This window comes from Brevibacillus sp. AG (assembly GCF_028369215.1).
Lineage (GTDB): Bacteria > Bacillota > Bacilli > Brevibacillales > Brevibacillaceae > Brevibacillus > Brevibacillus porteri.
The window spans coordinates 454,286-470,411 of the sequence record NZ_JAQMYO010000002.1 but is presented as its reverse complement, the minus strand read 5'-3'; the positions used below and the strand labels follow the sequence as shown (position 1 = coordinate 470,411).

The 16,126-nt window shown below is 48.2% G+C and carries 13 protein-coding genes; 2 read left to right on the top strand and 11 right to left on the bottom strand.

Going from position 1 to position 16,126, the window contains the following annotated elements; genetic code table 11:
* Window positions 1-11 precede the first annotated feature (11 nt).
* The 3 genes from POF51_RS07255 to POF51_RS07245 form a co-directional block, all read right to left on the bottom strand.
* Window positions 12-1,091: a phosphodiester glycosidase family protein gene (locus POF51_RS07255; protein ID WP_083261677.1), complete on the bottom strand. Its 1,080-nt coding sequence runs from the start codon at window positions 1,089-1,091 to the stop codon at window positions 12-14.
* A complete protein-coding gene (locus POF51_RS07250; protein ID WP_017249413.1) occupies window positions 1,072-1,578 on the bottom strand; it encodes a hypothetical protein in 507 nt (168 codons plus the stop codon). The genes POF51_RS07255 and POF51_RS07250 overlap by 20 nt, the downstream gene beginning before the upstream one ends.
* A gap of 137 nt (window positions 1,579-1,715) precedes the next feature.
* A complete protein-coding gene (locus tag POF51_RS07245) occupies window positions 1,716-2,540 on the bottom strand; it encodes an RDD family protein (RefSeq protein ID WP_017249414.1) in 825 nt (274 codons plus the stop codon).
* Window positions 2,541-2,619: 79 nt separating this feature from the next.
* On the opposite strand from POF51_RS07245, the gene POF51_RS07240 reads away from it, so the two are divergent.
* Entirely contained in the window at window positions 2,620-3,600 is a 981-nt protein-coding gene (locus POF51_RS07240) for a stage II sporulation protein M (RefSeq protein WP_017249415.1), read from the top strand.
* On the opposite strand, the gene POF51_RS07235 is transcribed toward POF51_RS07240, so the two are convergent.
* The 5 genes from POF51_RS07235 to POF51_RS07215 are packed head-to-tail and all read right to left on the bottom strand — an operon-like array spanning window position 3,567 to window position 8,590.
* Window positions 3,567-4,937 (bottom strand): DUF58 domain-containing protein, encoded by a 1,371-nt coding sequence (locus POF51_RS07235; protein ID WP_271754678.1) that lies wholly within the window; start codon window positions 4,935-4,937, stop codon window positions 3,567-3,569. The genes POF51_RS07240 and POF51_RS07235 overlap by 34 nt on opposite strands.
* Window positions 4,888-5,808 (bottom strand): AAA family ATPase, encoded by a 921-nt coding sequence (locus POF51_RS07230; RefSeq protein WP_069849408.1) that lies wholly within the window; start codon window positions 5,806-5,808, stop codon window positions 4,888-4,890. Before POF51_RS07230 ends, POF51_RS07235 begins: the two co-directional genes overlap by 50 nt.
* 8 nt (window positions 5,809-5,816) lie before the next feature.
* Window positions 5,817-6,941: a DUF4350 domain-containing protein gene (locus tag POF51_RS07225; protein WP_069849410.1), complete on the bottom strand. Its 1,125-nt coding sequence runs from the start codon at window positions 6,939-6,941 to the stop codon at window positions 5,817-5,819.
* On the bottom strand, window positions 6,934-7,560 hold the full coding sequence (locus POF51_RS07220; protein WP_069849412.1) for a DUF4129 domain-containing protein: 627 nt from the start codon (window positions 7,558-7,560) through the stop codon (window positions 6,934-6,936). Before POF51_RS07220 ends, POF51_RS07225 begins: the two co-directional genes overlap by 8 nt.
* Complete coding sequence (locus POF51_RS07215; protein ID WP_069849414.1) at window positions 7,553-8,590, bottom strand: glycerophosphoryl diester phosphodiesterase membrane domain-containing protein; 1,038 nt, start codon at window positions 8,588-8,590, stop codon at window positions 7,553-7,555. Before POF51_RS07215 ends, POF51_RS07220 begins: the two co-directional genes overlap by 8 nt.
* A gap of 176 nt (window positions 8,591-8,766) precedes the next feature.
* Here POF51_RS07215 and POF51_RS07210 point away from each other — a divergent pair, with 176 nt between their 5' ends.
* Entirely contained in the window at window positions 8,767-9,411 is a 645-nt protein-coding gene (locus tag POF51_RS07210) for a hypothetical protein (RefSeq protein ID WP_244521786.1), read from the top strand.
* A gap of 239 nt (window positions 9,412-9,650) precedes the next feature.
* Here the strand turns inward: POF51_RS07210 and POF51_RS07205 are convergent, their stop codons facing one another.
* From POF51_RS07205 to POF51_RS07195, 3 genes are all read right to left on the bottom strand, one after another.
* Entirely contained in the window at window positions 9,651-10,799 is a 1,149-nt protein-coding gene (locus POF51_RS07205; protein WP_069849418.1) for a glycosyltransferase family 4 protein, read from the bottom strand.
* Window positions 10,800-10,832: 33 nt separating this feature from the next.
* The gene (locus POF51_RS07200) at window positions 10,833-12,605 is read right to left on the bottom strand and encodes a CotS family spore coat protein (RefSeq protein WP_069849420.1); all 1,773 of its coding nucleotides are present in this window, start codon (window positions 12,603-12,605) and stop codon (window positions 10,833-10,835) included.
* A gap of 182 nt (window positions 12,606-12,787) precedes the next feature.
* Entirely contained in the window at window positions 12,788-16,060 is a 3,273-nt protein-coding gene (locus tag POF51_RS07195) for a DEAD/DEAH box helicase (protein ID WP_069849422.1), read from the bottom strand.
* Between the last annotated feature and the right edge of the window lie 66 nt (window positions 16,061-16,126).

The following is a 16,126-nucleotide window of genomic DNA, read 5'->3' as shown; positions in this document are numbered from 1 at the left end:
GCGATTTTTGCTTATGGCATGATGACCAAATTGCTCACCACGCGTCGTTCTTTGCCGCCAGAAGGCTTGTTCAGCAGCTTGCCATTGTAATAAAACGCACTGGAGCCGCCGCCGTCGAGGTTATACGCATCCACGACATGCCACTCTTGTAGCTTTCTTTGCGCTTCCTCCAGCGTAACACCATTACTCCAGCCATCTCGCCTTCCATCAATGACAATCAGCAGCAAATCGCCGTTGTCGAAATGGCCGATCAGTGTTCGCGGTTGACGCGCATTCGCCCATTCACGAGGGATAGGCAATCGCTTTCCGTCCTGCAAGAGACGCGGCAAAAAGCTCGCTCCCTGCAATATCCCTTGTTGCGTAATTTGCGCCTGCGTCTTGATGCTTGTTCCGACCAGATGACCTTTGTTGTTAAAGCCGACAAAGCTCAGCTTCGCATTATTGGAAAAGGTTCGAATCTTGCCGTCAACAACAGTAATACCTAACGGAGTCAGATTGCCCTGCTTGTCCGCCATAAAGCCGCCTGCATTGATCGCAAGAATGGCTCCTGTACGTTTACCAGCTTGACTCGTCGTTTCTCCCTTACTTTTCACGGAGTTGTTGGCCAGCACCATTTTCAACGCGTTCGGATCATTGAGGCGAACTTTGGCCATATAACCGCGGTATCCGCCTTCTTGCAGGGAATAGACTTTTACTGTCGAGTTTTTCCCGAAGTGTTGACCGATCGGCTTGCCAAGCATGTTGGACAAAATCGTGTCCAATACATCTGCAGATTTTTGCGTCTGGGATTTGCTCGCTTCAAGTGCGCTGCTGATGTTCTTGTTTTGTTGCTCGTATTCTTTCTGTTCCTTTTTCGAGCGATCCTGGATGTCTTCGATGACGACTTCTACATTCCGAAGCTGCACCTTGGTGTCGTTGAGCCGTTCCCCCAGCTCATCTGCTTGGCTCTTCGCTACGGCAGAAGGAAGCTTCAGGCCTTCTGTCTGGAGCTTGTCCACTGGATTATCCAGCCCAAAAGCGACCAAAAAACCGAGAGCAGGCGCCAACAGAAAGAGAAAGAAACGGTTGATCTTACCAAGCACGGGCTGCATCCTCCAATTTTTTCAGAGATGCTTTCAAATCAACCAGCTGTTTGTTGAGCTGGTCAACCCGATCCTGCAGAGCTTCTTTGGTCTTGTTCGTGCCACCAATGGTTTCACCCGTCAATGCCAGATCTTCTTCCAGATTTCCCAGACCCTTCTGGACATTTTGCATTTCTTCCTGCACCAGAGTCAATTGATCTCCCAATGCCTTCATCTGCTTTTGGTTATCTTCTTGAATTTGATCAATTCGTTGGTTCACAAATTGCTGTTGCTTGTCCAACGTATAAACAGCAAAGGCATATCCAGCGTAGGCGAGTCCTACCCAGACCAGAACGGCCAAAACGATCGGTAGTAAAGGACGCTTACCTTCTGTCTGGGAGGGAATCAATGCCTGAAAAAGGCTGCCTCTTCTGCGTCTTCCTTTTTGCTTCCCGTTTGCCGGGAGTGGCAGTGTGGGTGACGAAGTCGATGACGTTCCCATGTATTTGTCGTCCATCGGCTCCCTCCTCCTTTCTGTGACATAGAGTGAGGTTTCATTATAACATAGAAAGTTTTTGAATCAGCATTTTGCTGAATAATGGATAAATAAGTCGAGAAAAGAAAATACCGCCATTTATTTGGCGGTATCTCGCTTTATTTTCGGAGTTGAAATTCGCTTTGCAGCTGATTGTGCAGTCTTTGCAAAAACAGGATCGGGTCTTCCTTGGTGGTCTGTTCGTCAACAAGCTCTAATTTTTTGCGCATGATGCTGGCAATTTGATTCCCGAGTTCATATTTTTTCGCTTGAGATAAAGAGGATGATCTGCTGATGAAGGAGGAAAGCAGCTGCCAGTCCTCTCGGGTGATCGCCTGTTTTTGGCGCTCTTCAAGCACGAGTAGCGCATGATTCAAATCAAAGCCGTTTGGCTGTTTGTCTTTCTTTTTCTGAAAAAGAGTCGATCGCTGTCCAGACTCTACCACGACAATTGTGCCCGCTACCATATCGCCAATTCGCTTATCACGGGGGTGGAAAAAGCATACGAGCGCCCCGAGAAAATAACCAGTTGGCATTGCGTCAATGATGCGAAACAGATTCCGGATCGTCGAGGAAACAAACGTCGCAGGCTGTCCGTTTTCACGGATGACCCGGATTCCGACCAGCCTTTTGCCAACGGTCTGTCCGCCCCAGAGTGCTTCCTGTAACCAAAAGTAACCAAAATTCACTACGAAGATAACCAGCAGGACGATGGCCAACGCGTAGTTGCCAGAATCCAGGAAAAAATCATCTTCATTTCCAAATAAAACTATACCAAACAAAATAAATACAGTAAGATTAACCAGGAGCAAGATTCCTGTATCTATCAGCATCGCAGTGGCGCGGCTGCCTAGGCCTGCCGTCTGAAATCGCAGCATAACATGCTCGGGTGTCACGACAGAAGCTTCTCGATTTGACCCACTGACGTATGTCGGTTCATTCATGATGGTTTTCTTCCCCCCCTCGAAACTTTGAGGTTTTTTCTAGTTTTGAAACACGCGTTAATGTAAGGAGGCATTATACATGGATATTACCTCGTTTTGGCACAAGCATAAAGCCTCTTGGGCCGAACTGGAACAATTAGTGGAGCGTTTTACCCGACAACCTCGGCACATCAGTGCTACCGATATTGATCGTCTGACACAACTATATAAGAAAACATCTGCTCATTTGGCCTATGTGCGCTCCTACCATCCTGCAGACGAGATCACGCTCTACTTAAATCAACTCGTTTTACGTGCACATAATTTAGCTTACAAGCAGCGAATAGGCAGCTGGCAGCAGCTCAAGCATTTCTTTGGCAGCTACCTGATGGGTCTCGTACATAAGCGAATGAGCTTCATTGGTGTGGCAGCGCTTCTCTTCATCATTGGTGGTATTTCTGGCTTTGCTGCCGTTATGGTCGATCCACTCAACCTGTATTATGTATTGCCACAAGGGATGGCTGAGCAGATCGATCCATCCAGGTTAGGAGAAGGGCACGACTCTCTTGACAGTCCGGTCATCTCCACGATGATTATGACCAACAACATCAAAGTTGCGATGCTGGCCTTTGTCAGTGGAATTACATTTGGAATCGTCCCCATCTACCTTCTCTTGTTCAATGGCCTTCTGGTTGGCGCTTTGGCAGCCGTCTACTATCAGGCAGATAGCAGCTATGCGTTTTGGGCCTACATTTTGCCACACGGCGTGATCGAGCTGACTGCCATCTTCATTGCTGGCGGAGCAGGTCTTCACATGGGGTACCGCCTGCTTGTGCCCGGCCGCTACGCTCGAAAACATCAATTTTTGGAGGCGGCAAAAGAATCTGCGCATCTGCTATTGGCTACTATCCCACTCTTGTTCATTGCGGGAATCATCGAGGGCTACATCACTCCATCGAGCCTCTCACTCGAAGCCAAGTACATCGTAGCTGTCGGCACATTGCTTTTGCTAATTGCCTGGTACCTCCTCGGATACAGACCCGATTCTCACAAAGCTTCTCTTGATTTGATGTCCAAATAAGTATTGATAACCGTCAGCGTCAATTGATCGGCCGGAACGTCCAGTACCTGGATACCCGCGCCGATCATTTTTTGTTGAAACGCCCTGCGATCGAGCTGGAACCGCTGAGCTACCGCCTTCGTAAACGCCAAGCTGCTGTTGCTCGTGGCTATATGACTCCATTCATGCAGAAGCGGATCTGCCAAAGACAGCAGCAAGATCAAATGCGAACGGCGCATCCGCCACAAATAATTGCTCAACTGATCTTCGACAAGGTAATTTTCCATATCTGAAAAAAGTACCACCAAGCTCCTTCTCTTCTGCTGGCGATTCAAAAATTCAAGCGCCTTCGCCGGATCAGCCTCTACAAAATCACTCGTCAGGTTGTAGGTTGCCTCCAAAAGGGTGTGCAAGTGGCGCAGCCCTCTGCCTGGAGGTATGTACGTCTTGATCTCATGCGAATAGGCTAGTAACGCTACCTGATCTCCTTGACGCAATGCCACTGCCGCTAACGTGAGAGCAGACTCCAGCGATCGATCCAGTCTCGTCTGGTTATCCAGCTCGACACCCATCAACCTGCCGCAATCGATCAAAATGGTAATCACTTTGCCATGCTCTGGGCGATATTGGTTCGTCATCAGACGTCGGGAGCGTGCTGAAGCAGACCAGTTAATCATCCGAGGATCATCGTCAGGGACGTAATCGCGGATCGCATGGAATTCCGTACCCGCTTTCGCCCTGCGCATGATTTTTTTCCCGTCGACGATCAAGCTCTCCTGCAACGAAGCCAAATAGCCACGAACAGCTGAAAGGTCAGGGTATACCTTAATCGTTTGTTCACACGCAAAGCGGCTTTGGCGATACCACAAGCCGAGCTTGCCGTGCCACCGCATGTAAAGCCAGCGGAACACGTACTCTCCGCGTTCTTTTCCTCTTGTTTCAAAACTTAGGTTGGTTAAAGGTCGCTCCATCACACCTGTGATCGGTCCGGCTTCTTCAAATGACAGCGGAAGATCATCTACGATAGAGTACGCAACAGATTGCCCGCTTCTGTTCGCCAGTTCAAGCTCGATCGAAAACGATTGTCCGATATCCGTCTGCTCAGGCAAAATTCGCTGGATCGACAAGTCTCGGCGCTTGGGGATGGTAACCCAATCCAAGATGCTAGCGATCAGGAGTAAACCGTTGTACAAAAAGAATGTCGAATAGCCAATCTCCAGTAGAAATCCGACGATCGCGATGGGTGTGCCTAGCAAAACTGCCACAAGCAGTCGCTTGGATGGCAAGACAAAACGGTCTGCCAAAAAATCAGCGAGGAACTGGAATAGCCGCCAGCGTCTCTTCGATGATGTGGTCACTGGTACCCCCCTCCAATTCTACCTGCGGTGACAGAATGAGTCGGTGCCGCAATGCAGGGCGGGCCACCATCTTCACGTCATCAGGCGTCACAAACTTGCGATTGTCCAAAAGTGCCCAGGCTTTACTCGCCATCAACACGGCGATACCGGCACGAGAGCTGGCACCTAAGAGTAATCGTTTCGTTTCGCGTGTATTGCGAATCAGTGTCGTTATGTACTCCAGAATCGAATCATCCACAACCACTTCTTCTAATTGGCGTCGCTTCTCCAAAATCGCCTCCCATGTAAAGAGCGGCTCTTGATTACGCTCGTGGCTGCGCTTGTTGGGAATATGTTTGGCGAGGATTTGCTTTTCATTTTCATGAGAAGGATACGACATTGTTAGCTTGAACAAAAAGCGATCAAGTTGAGCCTCCGGCAACACATACGTCCCTTCGTACTCCACCGGGTTTTGCGTGGCGACGACGAAAAACGGATCTGGCAAAGGATAGGTGACACCATGAATCGTCACTTGCCCTTCCTCCATTGCTTCTAAAAGGGCGGCTTGGGTTTTCGGGGGAGTCCGGTTGATCTCGTCCGCCAGCAATAAGTTAGCGAAAACAGGACCTTTGATTGTCTCAAACTGGTTCTGCTGCATATTGAACACCACATGACCAATAATGTCCGATGGCATCATGTCAGGCGTGAACTGGACGCGCTTGCTCACGCCCCCCATCGATTCCGATAAGGTCCTTACCATTTTCGTCTTTCCGATACCGGGTACACCTTCTAGCAAAACGTGTCCGCCGGCAACCAAAGCTGTTAGCAGTAACCGAACATTTTGCCGCTGACCAACCAGCTCTTTTTCCATTTGTTGCAACAATTGCTCCACAGTAGTTGTCACTCCTTCTCCAGACGCTTCGTAATCTCATCCAACAAAAGACTGTCTGCAAGCAAGCTCTTCGGCGAGTATCGCCCTTCGTTTTTTGCCTGTTCCAGTCGTTCTAGCAGATGAGCGAATTTCTCTACCTCTTGATTTGTCCATCTTGTTTTGGCATATCGCATGATTTCCACACGATCAGCTCGTTGGTGCACTCCCCACCGATCGTACAACAGCTGTCGCATGTACGCTTCTCGATGGCGCAACGCATCCTGTGCCAGCCCTCTTCGCTCATACCAGCTAGACACGGCGAGCAACGTCTCATCACCACGGCGCACCGTCCATTCCCTAAGCGTATAGACCGGTCCGAAACGTTTTCCTCTCCACCACACATACAGCAAAAGCAGGATACCGAGTTGAATGCAGGCAGCTATGAGCCAGCCCGGGTAGATCGCCAGAAAACCTGGTTTTTCCTGCAAACCGTGATGGTATTCGTCTACCCAAAGGACGGACCATTCTCCTTGTACATACGGCCAGATCGCTTCAAAGTGGGACAGTCGATCAATTTTTTGATTGGTTAGCCATTCCGGTACGAGAAAAAACGTGACACTGCCATCTCCTACTTCTGTTCTTCCTCCGAGTATCCCCTGATCGTCGTAGAGCAGTGGCTCCATGTCCTCATCTTCTAAAAATCGAAATGAGGTCTCTGCTTTGCCCATGAACCTGCCCTGGACGAGAGGTCCCTGAATGTTTCGCTCCTGATTTTCTTTTTCCCGGATGTACTCCGTATAAAAGGGAAGATCTTCCCACTCTGGTCTCGACTGAAAGAGAATCAGGTCATTGCCTTCACTGACCCAATCCAGAATGTCTATCTGTTCCTCTGGCATCAGTTTTTCTGGTTCTACTACGAGCATGGCCTGCCCAGTTGCTGTTGGTAAAAAACGCATAGGCTGCCGCCATTCCTTTACCTGCTTGCCTTTTTCCTCCAGGAGTACGAGCACAGCCTTGAGTCCGCTCGGCTGTGCAGATGAAGCCAAGTACGGTGGGAGAGGCTCAGCTGTAGGCTTGACGATCAACCAGCCCACGATGACGAGCAACAAGGTAGCCACAACTATTCCGACACGATAGGTGCGCAAACTATCCATGCTGTCCCTCCTCGCGCCAGATGCCTTCCAGTTCGTTTACACGTTGCCAAAACGACCCTTCATCAACAAGTGCTTGCCCGTACCAAACAGCGTCGAATTCTCGTGCGAAGCTGCCGAACACATCGCGTAAGCTCGGTTGATTTGCCTCAATTTCTTCTGCGTATTCCCAATTCGTTTTCCATTTCTCCACACGAACCCATGACTTCATTTGCATATAAACCAACAACGCCAAAAACAACGAGCGTTCTCCTTCCCGCCATTCTCCTCGCGCTGCTTTTTCTTTCGCATCACGCAAATAGTCTGCATGAGAACGTATTTTTTCACCGTCCATAAACAGCGGTTGATGCTTCTTCTGCACCCAAATCATTCTGCGGAACAACCAGTAAATGATGCCGACCAGTCCCAGTACTGCCATAATGAGCACGAGTGTAGATACGGTATTAGCAGCACCAGTTGGAATATGAGTCCACTGAAAAAGATCGGCGAGCAACTCGATCACAAACTCCATCGCTCTTTGAATCCAGTTCTCGCCACTGCCTTGGGGCAAATTGAACTCGTCTCTGGCTAGAATCTTTTGTAAATGCTCCTTGTCATCTACCCAAGGACTCGTGCTAATCATGAGTAACTCCCGGCTCTTGTGCAGGGGTAGGAGTTGCTGGTTCTACTGGTGCAGATGTGGCAAGCTGACGGCTTACTAGCTCTTGTAAATCTGTCCCTTCTTTTCTCACGCGCAGATCAAAGTAAGCCAACGCGTAAACAATGGCCATCCAAGGGGTCAAGAGGCAGGTAAGTGCAACCAGAATAATTTGCGCGAGGATAGATGTACCTAAGACGCCAGTGAGTACTAATTGCATGCCGCTAGAGAACATCGAGTAGATCACACTGAGAACAACAAAAAGACCGAATAAACGCCAAAAGTTTCCTTTTGTCATATTCCAGCTCTGGCCGATTCCGACACCATCGCGTTCGAACAGAACGAGCGGCATATAAAAACCCCAACGAATTAAGAAATAGCCTGGTACGAGCATCATCCCAGCAATTAAGAATAAATAGCCAAATAAAACTAAAACGATCATAAGCACAATGCTGCCTTCATCTGACGGATCAAACATGGTTTCTAATGTCATTCCACCGGCGAACGCGATCATAACGAAAATCAATCCATATGCGATGACAAATGCTGTCGACACTGCAAACGCGATTATTCCATATAGGAAAGTACTACCCGCGAGCGGCCAAAATCGACGAAGTGCCCCCTTCAAGGCATCTTTTAAGCTCAAGGTCTCTCCCTCGAGAGCTGCCTTCGTCAGTAAAATCGAACCGGAAATCATTTGCGGATAGGCGATGATCAAAAGGATCGGTGCGACAAGGAATACGAATAGGAGCAACATGGGAAGGCTTTGTGTCATAAATTCTTCTTGTCCGGCAAATCTTGCGCCTAACGATTCCGCAAAGTCCATACCTTCTGTATCTTGTGCGAGCAAAGGCACTCTGGTCAGATCAACCAATAGCAGTTGCTGCAGGAGTAACAATGGACCGAACCAAATTAAAGCCAACAAAAAGAATGCTCCAAAATACTGGCGATACACAGAAAAGCTCTTGTCCAACAGCTTCCCCACTCCCATGGGGGCAATCGGCGTACGATTCATGAGAAACCTCCATCTTTCTTTTTGAGATTACCTGATAAGTATACACGATTTTCCTATTTTTTTAAAAAAATCATCTAATTTTGCTAATGTTTTCCTGCCTGATTTTGTCAAATCAGGTGTTAGTCCAATGCGGTCGCCACCCTGCTGAATATGATATTGCATGCATAGTAAGGAGGGTGTTGCCTTTGAAAGCATTGAGAAAGAAGAAACTAAAAGCAAAGCAAGCCCGCTGCTGCCCCTGCAAGAAGCGATCTACCAAACGCAAATCCAATAGTCTGCTCAGGCAACTACGCCGTTTTGCCCGTATCCACGTTCGCGCACCTCAAGTGAATGTGACCACCCCCATTCCACAAGTAGAAGCACCTGTTGTACAAGTAGACGCTCCTGTTGTACATGTAGAAGCGCCTGTTGTACAAGTAGAAGCGCCTGTTGTACAAGTAGAGGCACCTGTTGTACAAGTAGAAGCACCTGTTGTACAAGTAGAAGCACCTGTTGTACAAGTAGAAGCACCGAAGCCAATCGTCATCCCTGCACCATTAGTGAAGGTAGATGTCGAAACGGAAGAATCGGCTGATCAAGTATGTATTGAAGGGCTTCGTCAAGAACTCAGCAAATGCATGAGAAACGATCAACTTGTGGAGATCTTACTGACGACGGATTGGGGACCTGAGAGTCGTTCTTACCGAGTCGGCAAGCTTCTTAGAGTGGACGAAGGAATCATTGAATTACAGACCTTACCCTCCTCACGTACAAAGGGAGCCTCTATTCTTATTCCTATCACCCACATCGTCGCGATTATTCCAAATGCAGAACCTAATTGAACAAGCTGATATTCTAAGGAGCTTCAGGATTACCTGAAGATGCGGGGAGTCTGTGCGTAGTAGATTCCCCGCATCTTCCCCCATTTCGTACAATAGGCATGTGGGACGAGCCCTTTTGTTCAGACAAGCCTGTCCACTCTAGCAGGGCTTTGCACGACTCTTTCGTCCCGAAGGTATGAATAAACGCCCACTTCTCCGATCTCTCAGGGAAGTGGGCTGATAACATTCACTTTTTGGTTTTACCTACCCCTGTTGTTCCATACGTCCAACACATCTCTTGCGACTCGATCCCATGTAAATCTTTGTTCGGCAAGCTGGCGTCCGCTTCTCCCCATTTGACGTTGGAGATCGCGGCTGGACAATAGTTGTTTCAGTTGTACAGCAAACGCTTGAGGGTCCTCCGGCTGCTCGACCAACAGTCCATTGCCTCCGATGATCACCTCAGCATTTCCACCTCGCTTTGTTGTTACAAATGGCAGACCAGCAGCCATCGCTTCATAATGGACACGTGCCAGTGGTTCCTCCCATTGCGAAGGACAGACAAAAACGTCTCCCGCCCAGAACCAGTGGTGAATCTGATCTGCCGGAACAAATCCCGTAGTAATTACCGGAACAGGCGAACGATTCGCCAATGATCGTACATATGCTGCATAGTCACTGATTTTATTTTCACCGTACCAGGACCCTCCAACTAAGACGAGAGCGATGTTGGAATGGTAGGAGCGGAGTTCATTCATCGCACGAACCAGAATGTCGGCCCCTTTTTTCGGCGTCAATCGTCCTACAAACAAAATCACTTGTTTGTTGCCAAGATTGTGCGTCGACCGCAGTTCCTGACGAATCTTTTTCGCCGTATTGGATCCTTCCACCGGAACAAACGTTTCCAAGTTCACACCTGAATAAATCGTACGAAGCTTGTTTGTGGCTTCGGGATATAGCGAGGCAATGACCCGGCCGACATAATCGCTGATGGTGATGATGCGTTCTGTTTCAGCAACGGCTCTAGCAGCTTCTGCCTGCCCTATTTTTACCGGATCAAACATATCATTGTGCATACTTAAAATGATACGTGCGTTCGGGCATACTTCACGAATGATGGGAACCATCCGCGGTCGGTTAAAAACATGGATAACATCATAGTTGTTCGCACTCAGGAAAGCGGCTACTTCGCGTGCATAAATCTCGAACACCCCTTGACCATCTACCCGCACATAACGTGCATTGCGAACTTTTTCATCCTTCGGTAGTGTGGGATCCGACGTTCCCAGGATAGTCAGCTCGTGATGCCTCCCTAGAATATCTGCAATCCCTGCAATATAAGTCTGAATCGCTCCCCCTCGTATAGGAGGGACTGGCAATTTCTCTGTACAGACCATAATAACTTTCATCCGTATTCTCCTTTCCCGTTCCGACTTCTTACATTAGTTGCCTCTCGTCTTCTTTGATTTATGACGCTGTTTCTTCATCTGTTTGTTGATGAATTTACGGCTTGGTTTCGCCGCCTTGGCAACTTTCTTGCTCTTGTTGGAAGTGACGGTCCGGGACTGCTGTTTAGATGTCCACACAGTTCCTTTTTTGCTTTTCCCTGCTTGACTTGCGGGTTTTGCTTGTGGTGGTTTGGCTTTTACATTGATAGAGACCTTTACTCTTCTTTGAGGCTTGCTTGACTTATTGCTGCTTTTTGAGACAGCTGAGCTCATCCCCCGTTTTTTGTTTCGACGAACGAGGTTTCGTGCTTCGCTTGTAGCGAGTGGCGCTGATGGCGTAAAAGGAACATTTCCCGAAAATGAGATTCGAGTTCTGCGAGTAGTGCTTTGTTCTGCCTCTGCCCCTTCTTGCTGGCTTTCTTCCGGTATAACTGGCGTTTTGTCGCTTGCAGGCTGCTTGACTTTGGACTCTTTGTCTTTGGATACCTTCACCTTAGACTCTTTTACCTTAGACACCTTGCTCTTGGACTCTTCGTCTTTCAGCACCTCTACCAAAGACTCTGTCGGTGGAGTGGATACCGCAACAGGTATGAAGTCCTTGATACCTGACGCCAGCCTTTGCGGTTCAACTACTTCCGTTATTTGGTCATAGTTGCCCGGTTCGTATTTGCTGATATCTTTTGCAAGTTCTGCCAATGCCGCATCTTTCGTTTTATCCCCCGTCAACACTCGCTGCAAAATGCCTTCCGCTTCCGTCGACAGAAAGATTGCGGGATCATAAAACATCTCTTTGAGGTGCTTATAAAATTCGTTTGGCACTGCCATGTCATTCAAGAGCACTTCAAACGATTCGCGATCCAGTGGATTCGCCTTATGATAGGCTTCGATCATGCCGCGCATCCAGGTAACATCCCAGACGCCCATATCATCCATCGTACTGGTGATGAGCTTGCGCAAATCCCGAAATGGCAAATCGTACGACACGCCATCCAGGTCGATGACCCAAAGCCCTCCCGGACCATTTTGACCATTTGACCAGCCGTAATCTTGGTGCACCAATCCCCAGTGCGCCTCTCCCATTTTGATCATTTTCGGATAGGAAGAGGTTTTTAGTTTCTCTAAGGCTGCCCATGCTTGCTGTTCATAGTGATCAACGACGGCCAAAATGGATTTACTTGTTGGGGTTTCACTGTAGGCTTTTGCTACTTCCCGCATCCACCCGATTTTTTTGGCAATCTTTTGATAATGATTGGGCCAACGATATAAACGGGAAGAGTTTTTGGCTCCTGCGGGCGGAATATAGCCTTTCGAATGACGATGGAATTCACCAAGACCGTAGCAAAGTTCTTGCGCGCCTACCAAATCTACTTTTGTTGCCGGTTGCAAAGCAATCCAATCCGTAACAATCCAGAGTTTCCCGCCTTTTTCCACAAATAGACTGCCATTTCGGGCAGGAATCAATGCTGGTACCCTTGCCCCCTGTTTGACGACGTATTCTTGGAAAGCCACACTATAGAGACTGCGTTCAGGCGTACGGTGCAGTACCTTTAGACTGCGCGGACCTTTATCTGTTTCGATGCGCCAAATAGCCCCGCCTTTGTCTGGCTTGGAAGTAATGAGCGTACGACTCTTCACCGACATGTCGTACTCTTTGATCACTTGTTCTGCGATCGCATCTACTTCCGGTGGCACTGTCATATCCCAGTTAGCCGGCGTTTCCACATTCCCTTCTCGGGTATCCCATGGCTGAATCACATATTGTTCCATTCCATTCCCCCCACACTACTGTGGTGATGCCTTCGTCCTTCTCCATAAGCTATTCGCTATGTTCTTATCTCGAACCGGACAAATATCATTGGGAGTCTGCCAATTCGTTATTCGCACAGGGATAAAGTCTCGCAAAAAACAGCTTGACCCCTCGCATGGTAGCGACAGTCAAGCTGTTCATGTTAAATCATCAGCAATTCGCGTATTTCTTGCTCGGTTAAAGAAGAGATAGCCTCGTGCCCCGGTGTAATGATTTCCTCGATCAAGTTTTTCTTTTTTTGTTGCAGCTCGTACATCTTCTCTTCGACCGTCCCCTCTGCAACAAGCCTGATCACTTGAACGACGTTCTTTTGTCCGATACGATGGGCACGATCAGCTGCCTGTTGTTCCACAGCGGGATTCCACCACAGATCATACAAGATTACGGTGTCCGCACCCGTCACATTCAATCCTGTTCCCCCAGCTTTCAATGACATGAGAAACAGGTCCCGCTCTCCCTCGTTAAATCGGTTGCACAAATCTAGTCTCTCTGCCACTGGTGTCTGTCCGTCCAGATAGAAAAACGGGACACCGTGATACCCCAGCTCGCGTCCGATTATCCCTAGCATCTCCGTAAATTGAGAAAAGAGCAAAACGCGCTTCCCAGCGTTTTTGCATTCACCGATGATCTCGAATAGCTGTTCGAGCTTGGCTGACCCTCCATCATACTCTTTGACGAACAGCGCTGGATGACAACATATCTGACGCAGTCTCGTCAAGCCTGCGAGAATTTTGATCCGATTTTTTTGAAAGCCTTTATTGTACAGATGCTTCACTGTTTCCTGTTGGAGCTGCGCCAAATAGGCGACATACAGCTTTTTCTGTTCTGGCAACAGCCTTGCGCTTTGCAGTGTTTCAATTTTGGCTGGCAATTCCTTCAGTACCTCAGTCTTAAGCCTGCGTAGTAAAAATGGGCGCGTCCGCTTCGCAATCGTATCTCGCGGCAAGTCGAGGAATTCCTTTCTTGCCGGAAAAAGCTCAGGGAAAACAGCATCGTAGATGGACCACAGCTCCTCTATCCTGTTTTCCACAGGTGTTCCCGTAAGAGCAAAGCGATGCTTAGCTTTCAATCGTTTTACTGTCTGAGCTGTTTGGGTCACATAGTTTTTGAAGGTTTGCGCTTCATCCAAGATCAAGGTGTGGAAGGAATACTCCTCGAACTGGGCATGATCACGACGCAAGAGCGGATACGAAGTAATGAGCACATCGATTTCTGACAGCTCGTTTACGATTTGATTCCGCTCTTCCTTCGTTCCATCCACAATAACGCTACGGATATTTGGCGCAAACTTTTTAATTTCATTGTGCCAATTGTATAAAAGAGAGGCAGGAGCCACGATAATCGCCGGGAGCTTTTGTTCTCGGATTTCGGGTAGGACAGAGAGAAGAAAGGTAATACTTTGCAAGGTCTTCCCCAGTCCCATATCGTCTGCGAGAATTCCCCCAAAGCCGTAGTGTGCCAATGTTCTCATCCATTGATAGCCAAACTTCTGATAAACTCGAAGTGTCGCCTGCAAAGATTCGGGTACTGGAAAGTCCAGATTATCAGGGTTACGCATATTCTCCAAAAACTGGCGCAACGATTTGCCTAGCTGAACAGATTGTCCCTGCATGGGTATATCAAGCAAGCGCAGTCCCCGAAAAGCAGGCAGTTGAAAGCCACTCCCCATTTGCTCAGCATATTGCATGCCCATCTCGTCTAGGAAACGATTGATTTGCTCAAATTCCTTTGTTTCAAGTGGCAGAAGCGCTCCATTCGACAGCCGATGATATCTGCGCTTTTCTTCTACCGATTGGATAACACTTCGGATCTCGGACTCGGGTATCCCATCCATATCAAAGCGAAAATCCAGCCAATTTGTTCGCTCATCGACATCCACTTTTACTTTTGGTGGTAGGTGGAGAGGCTGAATCCTGATTTTTACGGAAGTTGTTGCGTATACCTTTAACAGTTTTTCCAGCTTAGGAACGAGGTGGTAAAGGAAGTCGTACTCAGCTTCCTCGTCATCTAGAAAATACCCGCCTTCCGTGCGGGTAAAGGCACTTTCCTCCATCAGCCCTAAAATCTGCCGCTCCTTCTCCCCATCACGCATCAAAATCAGCTCACTACCACGTTGCCCTCCTCCTTCATTCCCTTCCAGCGGATTGATGACGATATCGCCATATTGAAACTCAAGTCCCGCCAGCAGCCGGTCTCTTACCCTGTCCAAATACAGCTTGGCTTTTAACTGGAATTGCACGACTCGTTCCGAGACGGCCTTTGCAATTTGCACGTTCCCCAGTTTCATCAAGGCCGGGACAACCTGCACCATGAATGGCTCGATTTTTTCCGCGGGAATGTGAATTCGCTCACTGCTATGAGATTCTAACAGGTGCTTCAGCTCAGCCAAACTGTGGCATTGTTCCTTTGGTAGTCTGTGCCATATGCCATCTACGAGCAGCAATCCGTAAGCTTGCAAGACAGTAATTTGCTTGAATCCTTGGACTTCCAGCTGATATTGATCGGTTTTGGTCTGGTCGAATTCGAAGTGGAGTGGCGGCGGCTCATCTATACATGCAAACGTTGGATACATTTGGTCATGATGCTGAATGTGAACAGTCGGTGCGGTAAGTAGCAAAGCAAATAATCGCTCCCAGGTAAAGGGTGGAACAAGAAGAACCCGTTCCCCACCCACATGCTTCTGTTCCTGATAATGGTAGCTTGCTGTCTCTCGATATATTTTTTCCGTGCGGTAAATTTGCAGGAGTTCACGGAGAATGGCTTCATGCTCTGGCAAAAAGCGATGCAAATTCGGATCATAGGCAAATTGGCTAGAGAAACGATACACTTGCTGCTTATCCATCTGGTCTAAAAACGCGCGAATGTCCTTTACGATGTATAACCTCTTTGGCCCTAGCTTCAGCTCTATTCCGATCATGCTCTTGCGAAAGCCGTACGGTATGATTTTACATATGATTTCCAAGGCAAGCGTTGTTCGTGAATCCAGCAACACGCGATTATGGCTTGTCCGAATCGGCCGGTCCACGAACAAGCCGAACAGTCCCTCTGTTAGCTGGGAATCAGGCTGGGTTGTCCTGCCTGCTTGTCTCGTTGTAAAGGAAGTGGAATAACTGCCAGGATGCTCGTCTACTTGCAGATCACGCATGGTTAACAACGAAGCTGCGATATGTTGGCAGTAGTGATCATACGACGCTAAAGTAGGACAACTGCACACTGCTGCCATACCAGACTCGTCCAGTTCAATCGTGACCTGATAATTATTTTTTCCTGCGTTCACTGTGGTTTTGATCCAGGCAGGCTCCTGTTGAAAATGCTCCACAAGCACGTTCCCAGAACGGTAAAACGTCTTTCCTCTTTCATAGGAAAGGCGACCACACCATTCTTTTATCGTTTGATGACTCACTTGAAAGCTCATTTTCTGCTCCATCCTCATCATGAAATATGTTTAATATTACAGAATGCAACAGAAAAAAGATACGCA